21 protein-coding genes and 1 tRNA gene are annotated in these 19,710 nt (G+C 62.7%); 8 read left to right on the plus strand and 14 right to left on the minus strand.

The genetic code is table 11. The features are described 5' to 3' along the window. Nucleotides 1-69 precede the first annotated feature (69 nt). The gene (gene ubiE / locus LB513_RS16970) at nucleotides 70-846 is read right to left on the minus strand and encodes a bifunctional demethylmenaquinone methyltransferase/2-methoxy-6-polyprenyl-1,4-benzoquinol methylase UbiE (RefSeq protein ID WP_224664655.1); all 777 of its coding nucleotides are present in this window, start codon (nucleotides 844-846) and stop codon (nucleotides 70-72) included. Between the two features lie 133 nt (nucleotides 847-979). Between ubiE and LB513_RS16975 the strand changes: the two genes are divergently transcribed. The 3 genes from LB513_RS16975 (at nucleotide 980) to LB513_RS16985 (ending at nucleotide 3,389) form a co-directional block, all read left to right on the plus strand. Further along, nucleotides 980-1,954, plus strand: a complete 975-nt coding sequence (locus LB513_RS16975; RefSeq protein WP_224664656.1) for an adenosine deaminase — start codon at nucleotides 980-982, stop codon at nucleotides 1,952-1,954. A 123-nt stretch (nucleotides 1,955-2,077) separates the two neighbouring features. Then, nucleotides 2,078-2,707 carry a uracil phosphoribosyltransferase gene (upp, locus tag LB513_RS16980; protein WP_224664657.1) on the plus strand — a complete coding sequence of 210 codons (630 nt, stop codon included), beginning with the start codon at nucleotides 2,078-2,080 and terminating at the stop codon, nucleotides 2,705-2,707. Between the two features lie 118 nt (nucleotides 2,708-2,825). Beyond that, on the plus strand, nucleotides 2,826-3,389 hold the full coding sequence (locus LB513_RS16985; protein WP_224664658.1) for a TIGR02281 family clan AA aspartic protease: 564 nt from the start codon (nucleotides 2,826-2,828) through the stop codon (nucleotides 3,387-3,389). Nucleotides 3,390-3,458: 69 nt separating this feature from the next. Here the strand turns inward: LB513_RS16985 and deoA are convergent, their stop codons facing one another. From deoA to LB513_RS17015, 6 genes are read right to left on the minus strand one after another with little or no spacing between them, the layout of a single operon-like run. Next, nucleotides 3,459-4,778: a thymidine phosphorylase gene (gene deoA / locus LB513_RS16990; RefSeq protein ID WP_224664659.1), complete on the minus strand. Its 1,320-nt coding sequence runs from the start codon at nucleotides 4,776-4,778 to the stop codon at nucleotides 3,459-3,461. Then, nucleotides 4,778-5,587, minus strand: coding sequence for a purine-nucleoside phosphorylase (locus LB513_RS16995; protein ID WP_224664660.1), 810 nt, complete (start codon nucleotides 5,585-5,587; stop codon nucleotides 4,778-4,780). The genes deoA and LB513_RS16995 overlap by 1 nt, the downstream gene beginning before the upstream one ends. 13 nt (nucleotides 5,588-5,600) lie before the next feature. Beyond that, nucleotides 5,601-5,993, minus strand: coding sequence for a cytidine deaminase (gene cdd, locus LB513_RS17000; protein WP_224664661.1), 393 nt, complete (start codon nucleotides 5,991-5,993; stop codon nucleotides 5,601-5,603). Between the two features lie 59 nt (nucleotides 5,994-6,052). Beyond that, on the minus strand, nucleotides 6,053-7,024 hold the full coding sequence (locus tag LB513_RS17005) for an ABC transporter permease (protein WP_224664662.1): 972 nt from the start codon (nucleotides 7,022-7,024) through the stop codon (nucleotides 6,053-6,055). Nucleotide 7,025: 1 nt separating this feature from the next. Next, nucleotides 7,026-8,165: an ABC transporter permease gene (locus LB513_RS17010; protein ID WP_224664663.1), complete on the minus strand. Its 1,140-nt coding sequence runs from the start codon at nucleotides 8,163-8,165 to the stop codon at nucleotides 7,026-7,028. Further along, on the minus strand, nucleotides 8,162-9,694 hold the full coding sequence (locus LB513_RS17015; RefSeq protein WP_224664664.1) for an ABC transporter ATP-binding protein: 1,533 nt from the start codon (nucleotides 9,692-9,694) through the stop codon (nucleotides 8,162-8,164). Before LB513_RS17015 ends, LB513_RS17010 begins: the two co-directional genes overlap by 4 nt. Before the next feature lie 197 nt (nucleotides 9,695-9,891). Here LB513_RS17015 and LB513_RS17020 point away from each other — a divergent pair, with 197 nt between their 5' ends. Further along, the gene (locus LB513_RS17020; protein WP_224664665.1) at nucleotides 9,892-10,101 is read left to right on the plus strand and encodes a SlyX family protein; all 210 of its coding nucleotides are present in this window, start codon (nucleotides 9,892-9,894) and stop codon (nucleotides 10,099-10,101) included. Nucleotides 10,102-10,204: 103 nt separating this feature from the next. On the opposite strand, the gene LB513_RS17025 is transcribed toward LB513_RS17020, so the two are convergent. The 4 genes from LB513_RS17025 to LB513_RS17040 form a co-directional block, all read right to left on the minus strand. Continuing rightward, nucleotides 10,205-11,194, minus strand: a complete 990-nt coding sequence (locus LB513_RS17025; RefSeq protein ID WP_224664666.1) for a BMP family protein — start codon at nucleotides 11,192-11,194, stop codon at nucleotides 10,205-10,207. 211 nt (nucleotides 11,195-11,405) lie between these two features. Beyond that, nucleotides 11,406-12,068, minus strand: coding sequence for a peptide-methionine (S)-S-oxide reductase MsrA (gene msrA / locus LB513_RS17030; protein WP_224664667.1), 663 nt, complete (start codon nucleotides 12,066-12,068; stop codon nucleotides 11,406-11,408). A 34-nt stretch (nucleotides 12,069-12,102) separates the two neighbouring features. Continuing rightward, entirely contained in the window at nucleotides 12,103-12,423 is a 321-nt protein-coding gene (locus LB513_RS17035) for a hypothetical protein (RefSeq protein WP_224664668.1), read from the minus strand. A 137-nt stretch (nucleotides 12,424-12,560) separates the two neighbouring features. After that, entirely contained in the window at nucleotides 12,561-13,271 is a 711-nt protein-coding gene (locus tag LB513_RS17040; protein ID WP_411962714.1) for a hypothetical protein, read from the minus strand. A 361-nt stretch (nucleotides 13,272-13,632) separates the two neighbouring features. Here LB513_RS17040 and LB513_RS17045 point away from each other — a divergent pair. The 4 genes from LB513_RS17045 (at nucleotide 13,633) to LB513_RS17060 (ending at nucleotide 16,699) form a co-directional block, all read left to right on the plus strand. Next, a tRNA-Ser gene (locus LB513_RS17045) sits at nucleotides 13,633-13,722 on the plus strand. 147 nt (nucleotides 13,723-13,869) lie between these two features. After that, on the plus strand, nucleotides 13,870-14,943 hold the full coding sequence (locus tag LB513_RS17050) for a hypothetical protein (protein WP_224664670.1): 1,074 nt from the start codon (nucleotides 13,870-13,872) through the stop codon (nucleotides 14,941-14,943). Nucleotides 14,944-15,279: 336 nt separating this feature from the next. Then, on the plus strand, nucleotides 15,280-15,582 hold the full coding sequence (locus tag LB513_RS17055) for a DUF982 domain-containing protein (RefSeq protein ID WP_224664671.1): 303 nt from the start codon (nucleotides 15,280-15,282) through the stop codon (nucleotides 15,580-15,582). Between the two features lie 397 nt (nucleotides 15,583-15,979). Next, on the plus strand, nucleotides 15,980-16,699 hold the full coding sequence (locus LB513_RS17060; protein ID WP_224664672.1) for a Crp/Fnr family transcriptional regulator: 720 nt from the start codon (nucleotides 15,980-15,982) through the stop codon (nucleotides 16,697-16,699). Nucleotides 16,700-16,750: 51 nt separating this feature from the next. Here LB513_RS17060 and LB513_RS17065 read toward each other — a convergent pair whose 3' ends face one another. The 3 genes from LB513_RS17065 to LB513_RS17075 form a co-directional block, all read right to left on the minus strand. Continuing rightward, nucleotides 16,751-17,248, minus strand: a complete 498-nt coding sequence (locus LB513_RS17065) for a ferritin-like domain-containing protein (RefSeq protein WP_224664673.1) — start codon at nucleotides 17,246-17,248, stop codon at nucleotides 16,751-16,753. 184 nt (nucleotides 17,249-17,432) lie between these two features. Further along, a complete protein-coding gene (locus LB513_RS17070) occupies nucleotides 17,433-18,866 on the minus strand; it encodes an MFS transporter (RefSeq protein ID WP_224664674.1) in 1,434 nt (477 codons plus the stop codon). A gap of 246 nt (nucleotides 18,867-19,112) precedes the next feature. Continuing rightward, nucleotides 19,113-19,592 (minus strand): DUF992 domain-containing protein, encoded by a 480-nt coding sequence (locus tag LB513_RS17075; protein ID WP_224664675.1) that lies wholly within the window; start codon nucleotides 19,590-19,592, stop codon nucleotides 19,113-19,115. Nucleotides 19,593-19,710: the final 118 nt, after the last annotated feature.

Raw genomic sequence — 19,710 nt, forward strand, 5'->3', positions numbered from 1 at the left:
GTCGCGCCCACCCCACCGGTTTCATCAACCCGCCCACGCTAGCTCTGGGCCGAGAAAAGCGGTGCGGCCTCAAAGCTTCCAGCCCGAATGCAGCGCCGCGATACCGCCGGAGTAATTGCGGAAGGAGACGCGCTCGAAGCCCGCACGCGTGATCATGGCGGCAAAATTCGCCTGGTTGGGAAATCTGGCGATCGATTCGACGAGATAGGAATAAGGCTCGCCGTCGCCCGTGACCATCTTGCCGATCCTGGGAATTGCGTTGAAGGACCAGGCCTCGTAGGCCTTGTCGAGCAGCGGCATCTCGACTTCGGAAAATTCGAGGCACAGGAACCGTCCGCCCGGCTTCAGCACGCGAAAGGCTTCACTGAGAGCAACATCGATGCGCGGCACGTTGCGGATGCCGAAAGCGATGGTGTAGGCGTCGAATGTGGCCTCAGGAAAGGGCAATTCCTCGGCATTGGCCTCGACGAAATCGGTGTTGCCGGACAGGCCTTTCTTCTCGGCGCGGTCGCGGCCCACGGCCAGCATCGAGCCATTGATGTCGAGCACGGTCGCATGCGCATTGCCGTGGCTCGCATCGACGATGCGGAAGGCGATGTCGCCCGTGCCGCCGGCCACATCGAGGACCTTCCAGCCCACCCGCCTGGGAGGATTGAGCCAGGTGACCACGGCATCCTTCCAGACCCTGTGCAGGCCGGCCGACATCAGATCGTTCATAAGGTCATAGCGGTTGGCGACCTTGTGAAAAACATCGTTGACCAGGGATTGCTTCTCGCCTTCCCCGACACGCTTGAAACCATAGGAGGTTTCCATGCCGCCTGCGGCCGTCGTTCTCTCAACCGACATTTTTTTGATCCGTCATAAAACCGGCGGGACCATAGCCGATCGATGGTGCGGGCGCTATTGTTTAAGGCGCGGTGTTCAGCCGCGCTTCCAGGTGGTGGGTTTGGAGACCTGGACTGACCGACGGGATGTTTGAATGCCATGGAAAGCGGAACTGCACTGCCACATCGAAGGGGCAGCAGCGCCCGAACTCGTCATCCGCCAAGCACAGAAATACGGCAAGGACACCTCGCCCTTTATTCAAAATGGCTCGTTTGTCTGGCATGATTTTACGTCTTTCCTCGCGGCTTACGACTTTTCCTCCGACCTGTTCCGCACCGAGGAGGATTATGCGCGGCTGGCCGACCACTATCTGACCAGCCTGGCTCGCGACGGGGCGATCTATTCGGAGATCTTCACTTCGCCAGACCACGCAACCAAGGCCGGCCTGTCGCCCAAGGCCTATACCGATGCACTGGGCGAAGGCATGCTGCGCGCCAAGGCCAAGACCGGCATCGAGGGGCGCATGATCGTCACCGGGGTGCGCCATGTCGGCGTCGAGTCCGTCGAGCGGGCGGCGCGCTTCGCGGCGCGCTGCGGACATCCGCTCGTAACCGGCTTCGGCGTCGCCGGCGACGAGCGTGTCGGCGACATGGAAGACTATGTCAGGGCGTTCGAGATCGCCCGCGAGGCCGGGCTCGGCATCACCGTCCATGCCGGCGAACTGACCGGCTGGGAGACCGTGCAGGCGGCTCTCGACCACATCCGTCCGTCCCGCATCGGCCATGGCGTGCGCGCCATCGAGAATCCGGATCTGGTCCGGCGCATCGTCGACGAAGGCATCGTGCTCGAATGCTGCCCCGGCTCCAACATTGCGCTGAAGCTGTTCGAAAGCTTTGCGGATCATCCGTTCCCGGCTTTGCATGCAGCGGGCTGCAAGGTGACGCTTAACTCCGACGACCCGCCCTATTTCTGGACCTCGCTGAAACGAGAATATGATATTGCGGCGGAGCATTTCGCGATGAACGAGAAGGCGCTTCTCGCCGTCACCAAAACCGCCATCGAGGCTGCTTTCGTCGACCGCAAGACCAGGACGGCGCTTCTTGCCCGGCTGAACGGGCCCGCGCGCTGATTAAACCGACAAAGCTGTGGTCGAGGTAGCCAAGCGGTTCCTTGATCCAAGCTTAGACGCTAGGGTCCTCCCAGCACCCTGAAGCGCGTTCGCGCGCCGGGCGACATGCAGTAGGAGAACACCATGAAGGGCGTCACCGTCGTCGACCATCCGCTTGTCCAGCACAAGCTGACCATCATGCGCAAGAAGGAGACCTCGACGGCCGGTTTCCGGCGGCTGCTGCGCGAGATCTCGCTGCTGCTCGGCTATGAGGTCACCCGCAATCTTGAACTGACCACGACGACGATCGAAACCCCGATGGAGACGATGGAAGCCCCGACGCTGGAGGGCAAGAAGCTGGTCTTCGCCTCGGTGCTGCGGGCCGGCAACGGACTGCTCGAAGGCCTTCTCGATCTTGTCCCGGCGGCTCGCGTCGCCCATGTCGGCCTCTACCGCGACCACGAAACGCTGGAAGCGGTCGAGTACTTCTTCAAGGCACCGAGCGATCTCGGGGACCGGCTGGTCATTGTTGTCGATCCGATGCTGGCGACCGCCAATTCAGCGATCGCCGCGATCGACAAACTGAAGGAACGCGGCGCCACCAACATCCGCTTCCTGTGCCTGCTGGCGGCGCCCGAAGGCATCGAGCGTTTCACAAACGCGCATCCGGATGTCCCCGTCTTCACGGCCTCGATCGACCGCCAACTCAACGAGAAGGGCTACATCATGCCCGGCCTCGGCGATGCCGGCGACCGAATGTATGGGACCAAGTAGTGCCGAACAGCTTTGTAGGCGTAATTTACCAATCGTTTACGCAAAGGCAGGGTAGCGGCGCGCGTTAAAGCGCCGAACACCATCCGCGCGTAAGGATCGGCTCTCACGAAGGCCGATCATGCTGCGCAATATCCTCATCCTTGGCGTTTTTGCCGCCATGTCGGCCTCGGTCCCGATCATTTATCAGGCGAATCCGCAGCTCATCCAAACCCTGCTTGGATCGCCGATGACGGGCAAGGTCGCCGTCGAACCGCAGCCGGATGTCACTTTGGCATCGGTTCCCGGCAAGCCCGCCGCGCCACCCTCTACGGGCCGCAAGGTCGTTATTGCGGCCGACGAGCGCGGCCATTTCATTTCGCCTTTCAAGGTCAACGGCCGCCAGATCGAGGCGATGATCGACACCGGCGCGACGCTTGTCGCCGTCAACAGCTCCACGGCGCGCCGTGTGGGCCTGTCATTGAACCCGTCCGACTTCAGCCATGAGGTCAACACCGCCAACGGAACGATCAAGGCGGCCGTGGTGACGATTGACCGGTTGCAGGTCGGCGGCATTACCGTCAACGATGTCCAGGCCATCGTGCTGGACGACAAGGCGCTGCGGATTAACCTGATCGGCATGAGTTTTTTGCAGCGGCTGGCAAAGTACCAGGTCGAAAGTGGCAGTTTGCTGCTCGTGCAGTAGGGCCGGGCCGCCGGCCGGAGGTCACAATCATGTTTCCAGCTATTGTGCCAGAAAACTCCCCTTAATTCATCATCCGCGCGGCAGTATCCGGCGGATAACGGACCTGTCGGCGGCCGGCTTCGAAGCACCGACGGCATAGGCTGAAAGCACGGCGGCGGCGGCAGCCTCCGCGTCCGATCGCGAGCGGGCGTGGACGAGCGCCAGCGGGTCGCCGACCCAGACCTCCGCGCCGATCGGCAGCAGCCTGGTGATGCCGACGGCGGGGTCGACCTTGTCTTCGGGTCGCGCACGTCCGCCGCCGAGGCCAACCACTGCCAGCCCGATGTCCCGCGTCGCTATGCCGGTGACGAAGCCGTTCGTCGTCGCCCTGACCGGGACCTCCGTGTCCGCGACAGCCAGGTATTTCTCCGGCCTTTCAATGATGTCCGCCGGGCCTCCGAGCGCGGCGACCATGCGGCCGAATGTGGCGGCGGCGCGGCCGCTGGCGAGCGTCTCCGAGGCGCGTCGCATGCCGTCCTGGTTGGACGAGGCCAGCCCGGCGGCCTGCAGCATTTCGGCGGCCAGTGCCAGCGTCACGTCCTCCAACCGATGGTCACGGCTGCGGCCGGTGAGGAAGTCGATGGCATTGCGCACCTCGACGGCGTTGCCGGCGGCCGACGCCAGCGGCTCGTTCATCCCGGTGATCAGCGCCGAGGCCTTGAGCCCGGCGCCGCTGGCGATTTCGACCAGGCTGTTGGCAAGCGCGGTGGCGTCGCGCGACTTTTCCATGAAAGCGCCGTTACCCACCTTGACGTCGAGCACCAGTGACCGCAGACCGGCCGCCAGTTTCTTCGAGAGGATCGACGCGGTGATCAACGGCACGGATTCAACGGTTCCGGTGACGTCGCGGATCGCATAGAGCCGGCGATCGGCGGGCGCGAGGTCGGCGGTCTGGCCGATGATGGCGCAGCCGGTCTCGAGCACGGCCTTGCGGAACAGCGCAACGTCGGGCTGGCTGACATAGCCGGGAATGGCATCCATCTTGTCCAGCGTGCCGCCGGTGTGACCGAGGCCCCGGCCGGAAATCATCGGCACATAGGCGCCGCAGGCGGCAACGATGGGTGCCAGCATGAGTGAAACATTGTCGCCGACGCCGCCCGTCGAATGCTTGTCGGTGACCGGGCCGGGCAGGTCGGACCAGTCGAGCACATCGCCGGAATCGCGCATGGCCAGGGTCAGCGCCACGGCCTCGTCGCGGTTCATGCCATTGAAGAACACCGCCATGGCAAAGGCGCCGATCTGGCCATCGGAAACCACGCCCGATGTCACGCCGCCGACGAAGGCGGCGATCTCGGGCGCCGACAGCCTCATGCCATCGCGCTTGCGGCGGATGATCTCCTGGGGAAGCATCAGCCCTCCAGCGATCGGTCGCGGAACAGGCGCTGCAGGATCGTGGCCAGCCGCGCGCCCCCGACCGGCGCCATGTCCTTGGTTTCCTGGTGCGAAAGCTCGGCGCCGGTCATGCCCGCCGCCAGATTGGTGACCACCGAGCAGGCGGCCACACGCAGGCCAAGAAAGCGGGCAAGAATGACCTCCGGCACGGTCGACATGCCGACGGCGTTGGCGCCCATGATGCGGGCCATGCGGATTTCGGCTGGAGTCTCGAAGCAGGGGCCGGAGAACCACATATAGACGCCCTTGTGCAGCGTGGTGCCGGTCGCCTTCGCGGCCTGTTCGATCGCCGCGCGCATGCCGGCATCATATGCGCCGGTCAGGCCGACGAAGCGGCGGTCGCTGGGTTCGCCGATGAGCGGATTGGTACCGGAGAAATTGATATGGTCGGTTATCAGCATCACCGAGCCCGGTGGCATTTCGGGATCGACCGAGCCGGCGGCGTTGGTGAGGATGAGCCTGGTGATGCCGATGCCGGCCAGCACTTCCAGCGCTGGACGCATCGCGGCGGCGTTGCCGTGCTCATAATAGTGCGCACGGCCGGACAGCATCAGCACCGGCATGCCGGCAAACAGGCCCGCCACCAACTCGCCAGCATGGCCGGTGACACCGCTTTGAGGAAAGCCCGGCAGGTCCGCGTAGGAAATACGGAGGGGGTCGTCGATCCGATCGACAAGGTTGCCCAGGCCGGAACCCAGCACCAGCGCCGTGGCCGGCGCCAAGCCGCCGAGCCTTTCGATGAGATGGTCGAGCGCCTTTTGCGTCATCGCAAGCAGGTCTTCATTTGAGCATATCGCCGCGAAAACCATAGGGCAGCATGTCGCCCATGGTCACCGTCTCGGCGACGCCGGCATCGTCGCAGAGATATAGCGTCGTTTCCCGCCGGCAGAATTCAGCCAGCCGCTGGCGGCAGCCGCCACAGGGCGAACATTTCGCCATGCGTTCGGCGAATACGGCAATCTCGACGATCCTGCCGCCGCCGCCCATGATATATTGGCCGAGCGCCGTGGTCTCCGCGCACCAGCCTTCAGGATAGGAGGCGACTTCGACATTGGCGCCGGTGAATACGCGTCCGTCCTCGGTGCGCAAAGCGGCCCCCACCGGAAATTTCGAGTAGGGCGCATAGGCCTTGGCCATGGCGGTTTTGGCCGCTTGGAACAGATCATGCGACATTTCCGTGTTCTCTCCGATGATCGTGTCAAAAAAGCCGATACGGATTGCGCTTTCGACGTTCAACGTTCCTTGACGTAGGGCACGCCGCCGGCGCGAGGCGGGATTGCCTTGCCAATGAAGCCGGCGAGCAGGATGACGGTGAGGATATAGGGCAGGGCCTGCATGAACTGCACGGGGACCTTGCCGATGATGGGCAGCGGCGAGCCCTGCAGCCGGATCGCCGCAGCATCGAGGAAGCCGAACAAAAGGCAGGCGAACATGGCGTTGACCGGCTTCCATTTGGCGAAGATCAGTGCGGCCAGCGCGATGTAGCCCTTGCCCGCGGTCATGTCCTTCACGAAGCCGCCATTTTGCACCATCGACAGATAGGCGCCGGCGACACCGGTGAGCACGCCCGTGCAGATCAGCGCGCGGTAGCGCAGCCAGGCGACCGAAATGCCGGCAGTGTCGACGGCGGCCGGGTTCTCGCCAACGGCGCGCAGCCTGAGGCCGAAACGGGTGCGAAACAGCACCCACCAGGTGAAGGGCACCATCAGGAAAGCAAGGTAGACCAGAATCGAATGGCCTGAAATCAGTTCCGCATAGATAGGCCCGATGACAGGCACGTTCCTGACCGCGTCGGCGCCGGGCCAGACTATGGCGTCGAACCTCTCGCCCGGCCCGAGTGCCGGCGTGCGGCCGCCCTGCTGGAACCATGCCTGACCGAGGATGATGGTCGAGCCGGCGGCGATGAAATTGATCGCGACGCCGGAGACGATCTGGTTGCCGCGATGGGTGATGGAGGCAAAGCCGTGCACCAGCGCGAAGGCTACCGAGATCAGGATCGCCATGCCAAGGCCGAGTAGAGCCGAATGGAAGACCGAGGCAGCAGCCGCGCCGGCGAAGGCGCCGACCAGCATCTTGCCCTCAAGGCCGATGTCGAAAATGCCGGCGCGTTCCGAATAAAGCCCGGCCAGACAGGCCAGCAGCAGCGGAACCGAAAGGCGCACGGTCGAATCCAGGACCTGGATCACGGCGTTGAAAACATCCATCTCAGGCGCCCTTTTCCTTGACGGCTTCCATGCCGACGGACCTTGGATTGAACGAGGCGAACAGTGCCTGGACGTAGGGCCTGAACATGTGTTCGAGCGCGCCGGCAAACAGGATCACCAGTCCCTGGATGATGACGATCATGTCGCGGCTGATCGCCGGCATCTCGAAGGCAAGTTCGGCGCCGCCTTGATAGAGCATTCCGAACAGGATCGCCGCCAGGACGATGCCGATGGGGTGGAGGCGCCCCATCAGCGCCACGGCGATGCCGACGAAGCCGGCGCCGGAAACGAAATCGATGGCGACATTGTGCTGGTCGCCCATGACCGGATTGAGCGCCATCATGCCGGCGAGCGCGCCCGAGATCATCATGGCGGTGATGATGATGCGGGTTTCGGAAATGCCGGCATAGCGCGCCGCCTTCGGGCTGTGGCCATAGGTGCGCATCTCATAGCCGAGCCTGGTGCGCCAGATCAGCAGCCAGACCAGGAAGGCCATGACCAGCGCCAGCAGGAAGGTGACGTTGAGCGGGGCCGAGCGGATCTTGGCGCCGAACAGCTCGATAATCCAGTTGAGCTTGGGCAATTCGGCCCCGGCCAGGAAGTTTCGGGTCTGCGGCGCCTGCGAGGCTGCCGGCTTCAAGGGTCCGACCAGCAGATAGACCATGATGGAGGCGGCGATGAAGTTGAACATAATGGTGGTGATGACGATGTGCGAGCCGCGCTTGGCCTGCAGATAGGCAGGTATCAGCGCCCATAGCGCGCCGACGAGCGCTGAGGCCGCGATGGCGAGCGGAAAGGTCAGCCACCAGGGCAGCACGGTGTCGAAGGAAAGACAGACGATGGCGATGCCGAGGCCGGCAATGTAGGCCTGCCCCTCGGTGCCGATGTTGAACAGGCCGCAATGCGCCGCCACCGCCACCGAAAGCCCGGTGAAGATGAAGGTGGTGGCATAGAAGAGGGTGAAGGCAATGCCCGTGCCCTTGCCGAAGGCGCCCTCCACCAGGATGATGGCGGCGCGGAACGGATTTTCGCCGACCAGAACCACAACGAAGCCGGCAACGATGAACGCAACGAGCAGGTTGATCAGCGGGATCAGGCCGTAATCGGCCCAGGCCGGCAGCTTGGCGTAAGGCGTGCTCAAAGTGCTGCCTCCTGGTGTTCGACACCAGCCATCAGCAGGCCGAGTTCGCCTTCGGTCGTTTCCGGGCCGCGCTCGCCGACGATGCGGCCGGCGAACATCACCAGGATGCGGTCGGAGAGCGAGCGGATCTCATCGAGTTCGACCGACACCACCAGCACGGCCTTGCCCTGGTCGCGCATGGCGATGAGGCGCTTGTGGATGAATTCGATGGCGCCAACATCGACGCCACGCGTTGGCTGGCCGACGATCAAGACCCCCGGGTCTTGCTCCATTTCCCGCGCGAGCACGATCTTCTGCTGGTTGCCGCCGGAGAAATTGGCGGTCTTCAACCGGCAGTCCCCAGGGCGAATATCGTATTTGGCGATCTTGTCCCTGGCATCGTCGCGGATGGCATCGATGTTGAGGAACGGCCCTTTGAGATAGCGCGGGTCGTCATGATAGCCGAGGATCGAATTCTCGTTCTCCTCGAAGGCCAGTACCAGCCCGACGTGATGGCGATCCTCCGGCACATGGGCCAGCCCGCGGTCGCGCAACTCGCCGGGATCGGCAGCGCCTGTCAGGTCGATTGGCTTGCCATCGAGCATGACCGAGCCGGAAACGGCGCGCCTGATGCCGGAGATCGCCTCGAGCAGTTCGGATTGCCCATTGCCAGCGACACCGGCGATGCCGACGATCTCACCGGCGCGCACCTCGAAGGAGATGTCGTCGACCATGGTGACGCCGCGCGTGTCCCTCACCGTCAGGTTCTTGACCGAGAGCTTGACAGCGCCGGCCGCCGCCTCGCCTTTCTCGACACGGAGCAGAACGCGGCGACCGACCATCAGTTCGGCCAATTCCTCGACAGTGGTCTTCTTTGTCTCGCGTGTCGCCACCATCGTGCCCTGGCGCATCACCGACACGGTGTCGGTGATGGCCATGATCTCGCGCAGCTTGTGCGTGATCAGCACCACCGTCTTGCCTTGTTCCTTCAGCTGCCTGAGGATGCGGAACAGATGGTCGGCCTCGGCCGGGGTCAGCACGCCGGTCGGCTCGTCGAGGATCAGGATCTCTGCGCCGCGATAGAGCGCCTTGAGGATTTCCACGCGTTGCTGGAGCCCGACCGGCAGTTCTTCGACGATCGCATCGGGGTCGACGTCCAGCCCGTATTCGCGCTCGAGCCGGTTCAGTTCCGAACGAGCCTTGGCGATGCTTTTCTTCAGCAGCGCATCGCTCTCGGCCCCCAGGATGACGTTCTCGAGAACAGAGAAATTGTCGACCAGCATGAAATGCTGATGCACCATGCCGATGCCGAGCGCGATCGCGTCGTTGGGCGTCTTGATCGAGGCAGGCTTGCCGCCGACACGGATCTCGCCGCTGTCGGCCTGATAGAAGCCATAGAGGATGGACATCAGCGTCGACTTGCCGGCGCCGTTCTCGCCAACAATGCCGTGGATGGTGCCGCGTGTGATCTCCAGATTGATGTCGCGGTTGGCGCGAACGGCGCCGAAACTCTTGTTGATGCCGTTCAGCTCGATCGCGGCTTGCGCCATGCAGCTGTCCCACTCATATTTTTTTATCGGTTGGTCAAACGCCTAGCATGACGCCCCGCCTAAGCCAATCGGCCGGAGCGGCGTTCACTCTCGACAAATCCCCGCATGCTTGTCAATTTCGAACGTGGCCGGAGCCTCGACATTCGCTAGCATGGCGAACTGAAATTCGTACCACGGATGCTACACCAGGAGGTCTGATGACCATGCCCGCCGACCGGTTGACGACTCTGGAAATCCGCGCTGCCGAGCAGGAAAAGACGATCGACGAACTGTCGGGCCAGATCGCCGAGCAGTGGAAGGTGATCGAGCGCATGCAGCGCAAGCTCGATGCGCTGACCGACCGCTTCCTGGAACTGGAGGAACAGGCCGCGCCTGAAGTTCCGATCACCAAGCCGCCGCATTGGTGAGGGCGGGCCATACAATCCTACGCGGACCGATCTGGTCAGCCACGGCTCGCCAAACAAAACCGCCGGGCTTTCACCCGGCGGTTCATATTCAACTATTGGCCGCTCAATAGGGGCAGGCGTTGTCGGCCGTGTAATCGTGAACCTGGACCTTGCCGGAGATGATGTCGGCCTTGGCCTTCTCGACGGCCGCCTTCATCTCGTCGGTGACCAGCGCCTTGTTGTTGTCGTCCATGGCGTAGTCGACGCCGCCTTCCTTGAGGCCGAGGTTTTCGACGCCGCCTTTGAACGTGCCGTTCTTGCCGTCCATGAAGGCGGTGTAGACGGCGACGTCGACGCGCTTCAGCATCGAGGTCAGGACCTTGCCGGGCTGCAGGCCGTTCTGGTTGGAATCGACGCCGATGCCGAGCTTGCCGGCATCCGCCGCTGCCTGGAGCACGCCGACGCCGGTGCCGCCGGCTGCCGCATAGACGACATCGGAGCCTTGGTCGATCTGCGTCTTGGCGATTTCGCCGCCCTTGGCCGGATCGTTCCAGGCCGCCGGCGTGTCACCGGTCATGTTCTGGATGACATCCGTCGCTCCGGCAGCCTTGGCGCCGCCGACATAGCCGCATTCGAACTTGCGGATCAGCGGGATGTCCATGCCGCCGACGAAGGATACCTTCTTCGACTTCGATGCCATCGCGGCCATGATGCCGACGAGGTAGGAGCCTTCGTTCTCCTTGAAGACCAGGGAGCGGACGTTGGGCATGTCGACGGCGTCGTCGATGATGGCGAAGTTCAGGTCGGGATATTCGGCGGCGACCTTCTTCAGCGCGTCTTCCCAGGCGAAGCCCGCCATGACGATCGGGTTGTGACCATCCTCGGCGAAGCGGCGCAGCGCCTGCTCGCGCTGCGAGGCGTTCGACACTTCGAACTCGACATAGGCGACGCCGGTTTCGGTCTTGAACTTCTCGGCGCCATTGAAGGCCGCCTCGTTGAAGGATTTGTCGAACTTGCCGCCCAGATCATAGAGGATGGCCGGCTGCACGTCGGCTGCGAAAGCCGGAAAAACCATTGCGGTTGCGGCCAGGAGGCCGAGAACGATACGTTTCATGTGATCCACACCCTGTCGGTTGTTTTTTCCGTTACGCATCGCCTGTCCGGCCGGTGCACCGGCAGCCACGCGACATCAGCCAGGAGTGTATTTTCCTCCCGCTCGCGGGCAATCTGGCACGGCCCGAAACAAAACTCACGCGGAATTTTGACCCTTTGGAAAAGCATGCCACCGGCAGGCCGTGGCGCGACACGATCCTTGCGCGATAGCCTCAGCCTGTGGCGGCGGGCATGACGCAGGCGATGCCGGTCCCCTTGCGGTTGGCATAGCTGGACGGGTTCCTGGCCAAATATTGCTGCTGATGACCGTCCGCGAAATAGAATTCGCCCGCCGGTGCGATCTCGGTGGTGATGGCGCCGAGACCGGCGGCTCGCAGCGAGGCTTCATAGCTATCGCGGGAAGCGATCGCGGCCCGGTGCTGCGCGTCGCTATGCGTGTAGATCGCCGAGCGGTAGATGGTGCCGATATCCTTGCCCTGCCGCATGCCTTGCGTCGGGTCGTGGCTTTCCCAGAACAGCTTCAGAAGATTGCCATAAGTGACGACCCCCGGATCGAACACGACCAGCACCACTTCGGCATGGCCGGTGAGGCCGGTGCGGGTCTCCTGATAGGTCGGATTGGGGGTGATGCCGCCGGCAAAGCCGGCCGCCGTGACCCAGACGCCGTCGAGCTGCCAGAACAGGCGCTCCGAGCCCCAGAAGCTTCCCATGCCGAACAGCGCCGTCTCGAGCCCCTCGGGGTAGGGCCCCTTCAACGGCCGTTTCAGGACCTCGTGGCTGGATGCCGTCGGGATCGCGGCGGCGCGGCCTGGCAGCGCCTCGGACGGCTTGGGCAGGTTCAGTTTCCTGTTCAGCATGTCACTGAGAAAGAACATGCCCGGTCATCCTTTTCCTTGAGCAACAGCAGGATCAGGTGGCGGCGAACTGGCTTGCGCGCCGCCGCCTGTAACCGATCGCATAGAGCAGGAGGGCAAGCACGGCGAACACGGCGAAGCCCGGCTGGTTGAGCACCCAGGCGATGGCGCCGTCCCACAGCAACGGGCTGGCCTTGGTTCGCACCAGCGTTTCGAAGGCGGCGCGCGTATCCGGCGAGACGGCCAGCCAGCTGGTGTTGAGCGGGGTCAGCACCAGCGTCGAAGCCGCGACGGTGCGCGTCGTGTCGAGCACCGCCATGATGACGGCGATCGACAGCGCGACCATTGCAGCGAGCCGGAAGATGAAGCGAAACATTCGAGACCTTTTCCCCGCCAGTCCCCAACTTCCCTGAGGCGTTCCGGCATGTGTTTCGACTTGAGAGATAGAACGCGCGCTCCCGGTTCGCAATCGCGATGTGCGAATGAACCCGACGCCGTGCGATCTCTCCTAGTCTAGGCCACCCGCTCGCGCCGGCGCCGATGGACGAGCCAGACGGCGATGATGCCGCCGGCTATGGCGCCGACGACCAGCCCGACCAGTCCGATGAGCGCGGCGAAATAGCCGCAGCCGCCTTCGAAGCAGCTTATCTCTGCGACCTCGACGATGAGAGAACCGGCCAGAAAACCGGCGACCGCGCCGACGATGGCGCCAAGCACAATGCCGAGCAGGGCGGCCATGACCGAAACGAAGGTCCGTGGCGCTTCGGTGCCCGGCCTGGCATAGACGGCCTCGGCGCCGGAGCCGCGCCGCAGCAGATAGATGCAAAGCAGGCCGATGCCGATCTCGATTGCCGTCATGCCAAGGCTTCTGGCGGAGAAAACGAAATCCGGCACTGCGAGCACATAGGCTTGCCGCGCCAGCAGCCAGACGATGGTGGCGGTCTGCCAGACGATGAAATGGCGGGGGAAACGCGCGGATCGGCCGAGGGCCATGCCGAGCAGGTAAAGTCCCCACAGGATGGTGACGACGTCGACGATAAGGCCGGCAACAAAAAAATAGAACACCGCGTCCGGCAGGCCGGTATTCCCGACCAGCCACCATGCCCAAGACAGGCCGTAGACCGACCACGCCATGATGAAGAGGAGCCAGCCCAGCGGCACGTATGACAATCCGCTGTCCGGGTGCCCGGCAGGCGGTCCCAGGTCTCCGCTGTTCAACGCCATATCCGGACCGTGCCCCCGCTAAGTTCTCCATCCCTCGACAGCCGGCTTTGCGAAGTCAAGCGCGACCGAGTTCGCGCCTTTGCCTGTGCACATCATTCGGACGAGACCGCCTGACCAGAAGGACGCAGGCAGCCGGCGCAAGCATGCATGGCCGGCAAAGCGAATAGACTGTCGTTATGGCTTGGCATTCGGCGCCGGATCGACTAGATGAGCCCCGCGCCTGTTGCTTCGAAGCCCCGGGCGCGGGGGAAGGGCGCGTGCTGGTTGGCGGCGCCGATGGCGGAGGTTCCGCATCGCACCCCGAGGGAGTTGCATCTCCCCAACCCGCGCGGCGAAACCGGCCGGCGCGACATGCAAGGACGGAGAGGTGGCCGAGTGGTTGAAGGCGCACGCCTGGAAAGTGTGTTTACGGGAAACCGTAACGCGGGTTCGAATCCCGCTCTCTCCGCCAGTTACCCAATGACAGAATAACCATCTGTTATCACAAGATTAATTGCTGTAGCCTCCCTTGGCTGCACCAAAATCGGTCCCCAAAATTCGCTTACGCCGTGTCGATGATTTAGCTATCGTTCTCATTCGGAATCGGGTTGGGGGTGAGATGCCAGGATTGTCGAGGCGCTGGGCGGGCGCTCTATTCGGAACCAACACAGGCAACATCTACTGTGAGTTGGCGGGCGAAGACGTTGAACTAAAGGTGCGGCTCCGCGTGATGGATCAACTGTTCGGCCTTGTACTCTACGAGGGGTATGGGAGCTTTGATGGTTCGAACTTTCGCTTCACGGCAAAGCCCATACAGGCTGATCCAAACGTTAAGACGGCTCCGATCCGGGCGAGCGGGGAGCTGAACTCAAAAGGGTCTATCGCTGGCGACTGGGAGTCGGAGCTAGGCACGGGAGGAACATTTCTCCTTCATCCCCACGACTCCGCCACCGTGGGCGAGACCGCGAACGAGCTGACGGAAACGCTTCATACCGAGAACAGACCCCTTGGTGCTATTCGTCTGTTCCGGTCCGATTTTCACGAACTTGTCGCCGCCATTCGCAAAGACTTTAAGGTTGGCCAATTGTTCATAACATTCAGCGACAGGAAGTCTCTACGGACTATGCCCCTTGAGCAGTTCCTTGAGGCTAGCAAAAACCTTGCGACAATCGACTATTTGCGACTGAATGTACAAGAGAAGGAAACAACAAACCTTAATCGGATAGCCGTGGTGGAGCTGAATTCAAAGGGCGGAAGTGCGATCTTGGTCCAAGGTGGTCAGGAATCTTGGGTGCGCGGCGAGGCTGATTTTCTAAAATCTGTAGTAGATCGCGGTTTAACGAGAACAATCACCTCTATCAAAAAGTTCGGGCTGAATGTCAACGGGCTGCTACTGCTTGTGGGGATCGCCGCCCTGCCGGAGCTGACATTCGGTAGGCGCCTTGGATTTCTGGCGATCCTGTTTGTTATAATGGCTGTGATAATGCAGCTGCATAAGGCCTTTGTGAGCAATGCAAAGATCTTCATGAATGAAGAACGCCCGCGATCACTGCAGGTTTACTCTGAGCAGGCGATATCGGTTGTAATCGCCACCGTGGCCGGCACTCTCGCGGCGGCGGCCTACGGCGCTCTGAGCGGTAAGCTTTCACTCGCCTTGGGGGCCTTGGCTGGTTTTTTCACTCCAAACCCGTGAATGTGTTCCGCTATCTCATTGCCGTTCTAAGCGCGTTGAACGCTGTGCGGCCATGTCAGCATATTTCGCTGCACAATTTTCGAACCTGGATTGCTATAAATTCTGACTCCGCTTCGCCATAAGCCATTAAGATAACAAGGCTACCAAGCATGTCGGCCGCCTTCCGACCTGACATCCTTCGCATGAGATCCACCGGTGCCATAGGAATTGCGAAGTGCATTCCACATAAACCCGGACCCGCCTGGAACCTCCCGCCGCACCGTACGTTCTCCGGCATCCCGTCAATGGATCCGCCTCGATATCTGTTCCTGGCGCTGCGATAATCAGGAGCTCTCCATGCACGACAAGCTGTTTCATACTCCGGTCTCGTTGACCGTCGGCCTAGGCTTCAAGCGCGAGATCACCTCGCTGGCCGAGATGCACGATTTCCTGACCAACTGGACGACGTCGCGTCGAGGTCCTCTCTATCGCAACGCGGTGAAGGCATGTGACCTCGCCGTTCCCGGCTACGTGACGATCGAGCAGGCGCGACGGGCGCTGATTGAATTCGCCCAGGCCGCCGGCATTCTTTGGCCCGAACTGGAGCCCGTCGTCGGCGTGCACGCTGTTGCGCGGGGTCATGGCGGCTACGCTGCCTGAGCAATAATACGCATCCGTGGCGGCAGATCTTTTGAGCCGCCACCGAAAGTCCGGCGTGGCCCTCCCCAGCCGGACTTTCACTTTCTTCTGCGAAGCCTTCGAGTGTCTACGACCTTCGAGCCATCAATGAGTCGCGCCTTGTGCGAGGATTGACCTGGCTGCGGCTTTCGCGCGCGTTCAGGACGCGACGACACTCGTTGTGCCCGGGCATGGACGAGACGCCGATTTCAACGTTTTGTGCAGGTGAGGAGCGGCTTCACGGCATGGAGTTGCATCCTCCGAGCTGTGGCATCCAACTATGAATAAGAGCACGCTAACAAATGTTAATGCCGAGTCAGCCTCGCTTCCGACAGAAGGCTTTGCGTTCGGCGCCTTGAGCCCTTCGCTGGAGTCCAACGTGTTAAGAAGCCTATACCTGAATCTGGGTCAGCATGACGCGCTTTCCGACGCGGAGAAGGCGTTGCTGGCCGGCGCGATGACTTTCGAAAGAAGCTTCGCCATTGGTCAGGACATCGTCGCCTCGGGCTCGCGACCAACCTACAGCACGCTGATCGTCGATGGACTGGCGGCACGTTACAAGGTTCTGGAAAATGGCGGCCGGCAGTTCACCTCGTTGCAGGTGCCCGGCGACTTCGTCGATCTCCACGCCTTCCTGCTGAAAACGATGGATCACGGCATAGTCGCGCTGTCGCCGTGCCATGTCATCTTTGCCGACCACAGCCGGCTTCGCAGCATCACCGAAGAGGCCCCGCATCTGACCCGGCTGCTGTGGCTGGACACGCTGGTGGACGGGGCCATCCACCGGGAATGGATCGTTGCCATGGGGCGACGCTCCAAGACCTCGCATCTCGCCCATTTGCTATGCGAATTGTTCGTGCGCCTGCAGGTGGTGCAGCGCACCAATGACATGACCTTCCATCTGCCGCTGTCGCAGGCCGAAATGGCCGACGTGCTCGGCCTTTCGGTCGTTCACATGAACCGGGTCATCGGCGCTTTGCGGAAAGTCGGAGTCGTCACCTGGACAAGCCACACCGTCACGATTCTGGACTGGCAGAGGCTTCAGGAAATCGCGGAGTTCGACCCAACCTATCTGAGCATGACGCGGGAGCCACGCTAGCGCATCGCAGCGTGGCTCGCCGATCATATCTTGCACGGTCGAGTGATGACGTTAGGCCGCCTCGGCGGCAATATTGACGGCTGACTCGGCGAGCTTGGTCAGGGTCTCGTCGGTGGTCTTCTCTTCCGCCAACGTTGCCTCGAGCAGTGCGACGGCGTCCTTCAGGCCAAGTTCGTCAGCCCAAGTCCGCAGCGTGCCGTAACGCGAGATCTCGTAGTGCTCGACAGCCTGAGCGGCGGCCAGCAGCCCTGCGTCGAGCGCGGGCGATCCCTTGTACTCCTCCATGATCTCGGCACCTTCCTCGGTAATGCCCATGATCGCGGCGCACGTCTTGCCGACGGGCTTCTTGCCGATCGCGCCGAACACGTCTTCCAGCCGGGCGACATGACCTTCGGTCTCGGTGCGATGCTTTTCGAAGGCGGCCTTGAGCTCGGCGCTTTGCGCGGCCTTGGCCATTTTCGGCAAGGTCGCCAATATCTTCTTTTCGGCGAAATAAATGTCCTTCAACGTGTCGTGGAAAAGGTCTTCGAGCATTTTCTGCTTTGCCATTGTCATATCCTTCGTTGCGTGAGCCCTCAGGCTGACAATCCCCTGCTAACGGGTTTGTTCCGATATTCCTCAAGCTGTTGCCGGGTCTTGCGGATTCGCGACCGGCCGAAAGCCGCCGGCCATAAGCAGACAGGGGTCGGCTATCGCCTGCGAGAGGGCGAATAGCGCGACTGGCGGATACGGACTAACCGGCACTCCCCCGCGGCCGGTCCGTCGCCGATGCCCGCAAGGCGGCAAGACAGCCGACGATCCCGAGCGGCACGAAGGCGAGGAACAGCCAGCTGGCGACATTGGCGGCGGCTTCCCGATTCAGGCCTTCTGAAAAGCCGCTGGCATTGGCGACGATGCCCGTCAGGGCCGCGCCCACCGCATAGCCGATGCGCTGCATGGTCGGCACAGCGGCCGAGGCGATGGTCTGTTCATCGCGACGCGCCGACGTCACGATGATGCGCGTCAGGAACGGCCAGGCGACGCCGAAGCCGCCGCCCTGCAGCAGGGCGCAAAGCAGGATCAGCGGGATCGAGCCCGCCGGCACCGTATAGGCGAAGCCGGCTATACCCGCCGCGATCATCACCGCGCCGCCGACGATGATCTGACGTTCGCGTCGCGGCGGCGCGTTGGCAACGAGGATCGACAGGATCGACCAGGCAATCGATTCAGCCGCGATGATGTAGCCGGTGGTCAGGATCGGAATATCATGCAGGCTGGTCAAAAGCAGCGGCCCGTAGACTCCGAAGGAACAGGTCGCCACGGAAAAGGCGGCGACCATGGTCATGCCGGCGCCCACCGGCGTGCGCCACGAAAACAGCTGCGATGGAAAAAGGCGCGAGCGCGGCTTCAGCGCATCGACGGTGAAGAACAGCGCCAGGCCTGCCAGGCCAAGGACCATCAACAGCGAGGAGCGCAGCGGCGCGATGTCGACGCCCGCCGACGCGATGAGCACAACGGCCAATGTGAGGCAGGAGAGGGCAGCGACCGGGAAGGGGGGAGCCTTGCCGATGCTCGGCCGCGGCTTCGTTGCCTCCGGAGTGTTGAGCACGATCAGGCTGGCCAGCGCCATGGCTGCCCCGCCCAATGTAAAGATGCCGAAGGCCCAGCGCCATGACAGAAGCTCGGTCATGATGGCGCCCAGCATCGGACCGCTGAACGCTGCGACGCCCCAGACCGCCGACATGATGCCGAACAGCTGCGGCCAGACAGCCCGTTCGAACAATCGCTCGACCGAGACGTAGGCGAGCGACACCAGCGCGCCGCCGCCAAGGCCCTCGATCAGGCGGCCGGCGAGGAAGAACTGCATCGAAGGGGAGGCGGCGCAGATCAGCGCCCCGGCGGCATAGAGCAGAGCCGCAACCATCATATTGGTGCGCAGTGCCACGTAGCTTACCAAACGTCCGGCGGCGGCGCCGGCGACGATGGCTCCGAGCTCGTAGATGGCAAGCGACCAGCCGACGAGCTGTACGCCAGCCATTTCGCCGACCATGGCCGGCATGACCGTGGCCACCATCGTCTCGTTGGTGGCGTGCAGCAGGATGCCCAGGCTGATGAAGCAGAAGCGCGCGAGGTCGCCGCTCGCCCAGAGCGCGCGCCAGTCGACCCTCCTTGTACCGCTTTCAGCCATTTCTATCCTTGCCTTGCTAGCTCGATGACGATGCAGCGCACCAGAAGGCAGCGACCACCCCCGGAGGACCATGCTCGCCTGCGACGTCGGGTCCAGGCGCTGCTCAGTCAGGATAGGGTCGTAAGACCTCAATCATGGTTGAGCTCAAGCGGTTCATGTCCGTGGCCCATCGCAACGTTCGGGATTGGCCGAAGCGTATCGGCCTAGTCATTCCGGAGCGAAGTGGAAAGCAACAGCAAAGGGAGCTCAGTTCTCGGTGCTTCGCAGCTGGAACTGACTGACGCCGATGGCAAGGTTGACGCCAGTCTGGGTCTGCAGGCTGAGGGGCTGCAGTGTGAAGGCCTGCGAGGAGCCGCCGACCAGGAGGTTGGCGCCCGCGCCGACTGCCGCGGTTACTTCCGCGCTGGCACCGATATAGTCTCCGGCGAGCGCGCCAGGCGCGTAGATGTTATTCATCGGCGTCAGCACCAGCCACTGCATGAGGGTCTGCTTTGTTGTACCGATGTCGAGGCCGAACTTGTTGACGGCGCCGAAATAGGCTTCCGGCGCGAAGCTCTTGTCCGCGGGGCTGAAAGTACAGCTCAGATCCTTGCTTGAGCCCAGGATGAAACCTGTGCCGCCGCCGATAGCGCAATCGAGCACGCCGAGCTCGACGCCCTTGTCCTGCGCCCGCGCGGCGCCGCCACACGCCATCAAGACCATGGCGACGATCGTTCTCTTCAGCATGGTGACCCCCGAGCGGTCTGGAACCGCTCTACACCTTCGCCGCAACCGTTCAAGAAATCAAACGGCGCGGAACCATGCTTGTCGGTTCCGCGCCGCGAGGGGTGAAATTATGGAGCGC

This window comes from Mesorhizobium sp. ES1-1 (genome assembly GCF_020164785.1).
Classification (GTDB): Bacteria; Pseudomonadota; Alphaproteobacteria; order Rhizobiales; family Rhizobiaceae; genus Mesorhizobium.

What these genes read in the sequence shown, in the direction of transcription:
- ubiE (WP_224664655.1), bottom strand. Translation starts at nt 846, where the DNA reads ATGTCGGTTGAGAGAACGACGGCCGCAGGCGGCATGGAAACCTCCTAT.
- LB513_RS16975 (WP_224664656.1), top strand. Translation starts at nt 980, where the DNA reads ATGCCATGGAAAGCGGAACTGCACTGCCACATCGAAGGGGCAGCAGCG.
- upp (WP_224664657.1), top strand. Translation starts at nt 2,078, where the DNA reads ATGAAGGGCGTCACCGTCGTCGACCATCCGCTTGTCCAGCACAAGCTG.
- LB513_RS16985 (WP_224664658.1), top strand. Translation starts at nt 2,826, where the DNA reads ATGCTGCGCAATATCCTCATCCTTGGCGTTTTTGCCGCCATGTCGGCC.
- deoA (WP_224664659.1), bottom strand. Translation starts at nt 4,778, where the DNA reads ATGCTTCCCCAGGAGATCATCCGCCGCAAGCGCGATGGCATGAGGCTG.
- LB513_RS16995 (WP_224664660.1), bottom strand. Translation starts at nt 5,587, where the DNA reads ATGACGCAAAAGGCGCTCGACCATCTCATCGAAAGGCTCGGCGGCTTG.
- cdd (WP_224664661.1), bottom strand. Translation starts at nt 5,993, where the DNA reads ATGTCGCATGATCTGTTCCAAGCGGCCAAAACCGCCATGGCCAAGGCC.
- LB513_RS17005 (WP_224664662.1), bottom strand. Translation starts at nt 7,024, where the DNA reads ATGGATGTTTTCAACGCCGTGATCCAGGTCCTGGATTCGACCGTGCGC.
- LB513_RS17015 (WP_224664664.1), bottom strand. Translation starts at nt 9,694, where the DNA reads ATGGCGCAAGCCGCGATCGAGCTGAACGGCATCAACAAGAGTTTCGGC.
- LB513_RS17020 (WP_224664665.1), top strand. Translation starts at nt 9,892, where the DNA reads ATGACCATGCCCGCCGACCGGTTGACGACTCTGGAAATCCGCGCTGCC.
- LB513_RS17025 (WP_224664666.1), bottom strand. Translation starts at nt 11,194, where the DNA reads ATGAAACGTATCGTTCTCGGCCTCCTGGCCGCAACCGCAATGGTTTTT.
- msrA (WP_224664667.1), bottom strand. Translation starts at nt 12,068, where the DNA reads ATGTTCTTTCTCAGTGACATGCTGAACAGGAAACTGAACCTGCCCAAG.
- LB513_RS17035 (WP_224664668.1), bottom strand. Translation starts at nt 12,423, where the DNA reads ATGTTTCGCTTCATCTTCCGGCTCGCTGCAATGGTCGCGCTGTCGATC.
- LB513_RS17040 (WP_411962714.1), bottom strand. Translation starts at nt 13,271, where the DNA reads ATGGCGTTGAACAGCGGAGACCTGGGACCGCCTGCCGGGCACCCGGAC.
- LB513_RS17050 (WP_224664670.1), top strand. Translation starts at nt 13,870, where the DNA reads ATGCCAGGATTGTCGAGGCGCTGGGCGGGCGCTCTATTCGGAACCAAC.
- LB513_RS17055 (WP_224664671.1), top strand. Translation starts at nt 15,280, where the DNA reads ATGCACGACAAGCTGTTTCATACTCCGGTCTCGTTGACCGTCGGCCTA.
- LB513_RS17065 (WP_224664673.1), bottom strand. Translation starts at nt 17,248, where the DNA reads ATGGCAAAGCAGAAAATGCTCGAAGACCTTTTCCACGACACGTTGAAG.
- LB513_RS17070 (WP_224664674.1), bottom strand. Translation starts at nt 18,866, where the DNA reads ATGGCTGAAAGCGGTACAAGGAGGGTCGACTGGCGCGCGCTCTGGGCG.
- LB513_RS17075 (WP_224664675.1), bottom strand. Translation starts at nt 19,592, where the DNA reads ATGCTGAAGAGAACGATCGTCGCCATGGTCTTGATGGCGTGTGGCGGC.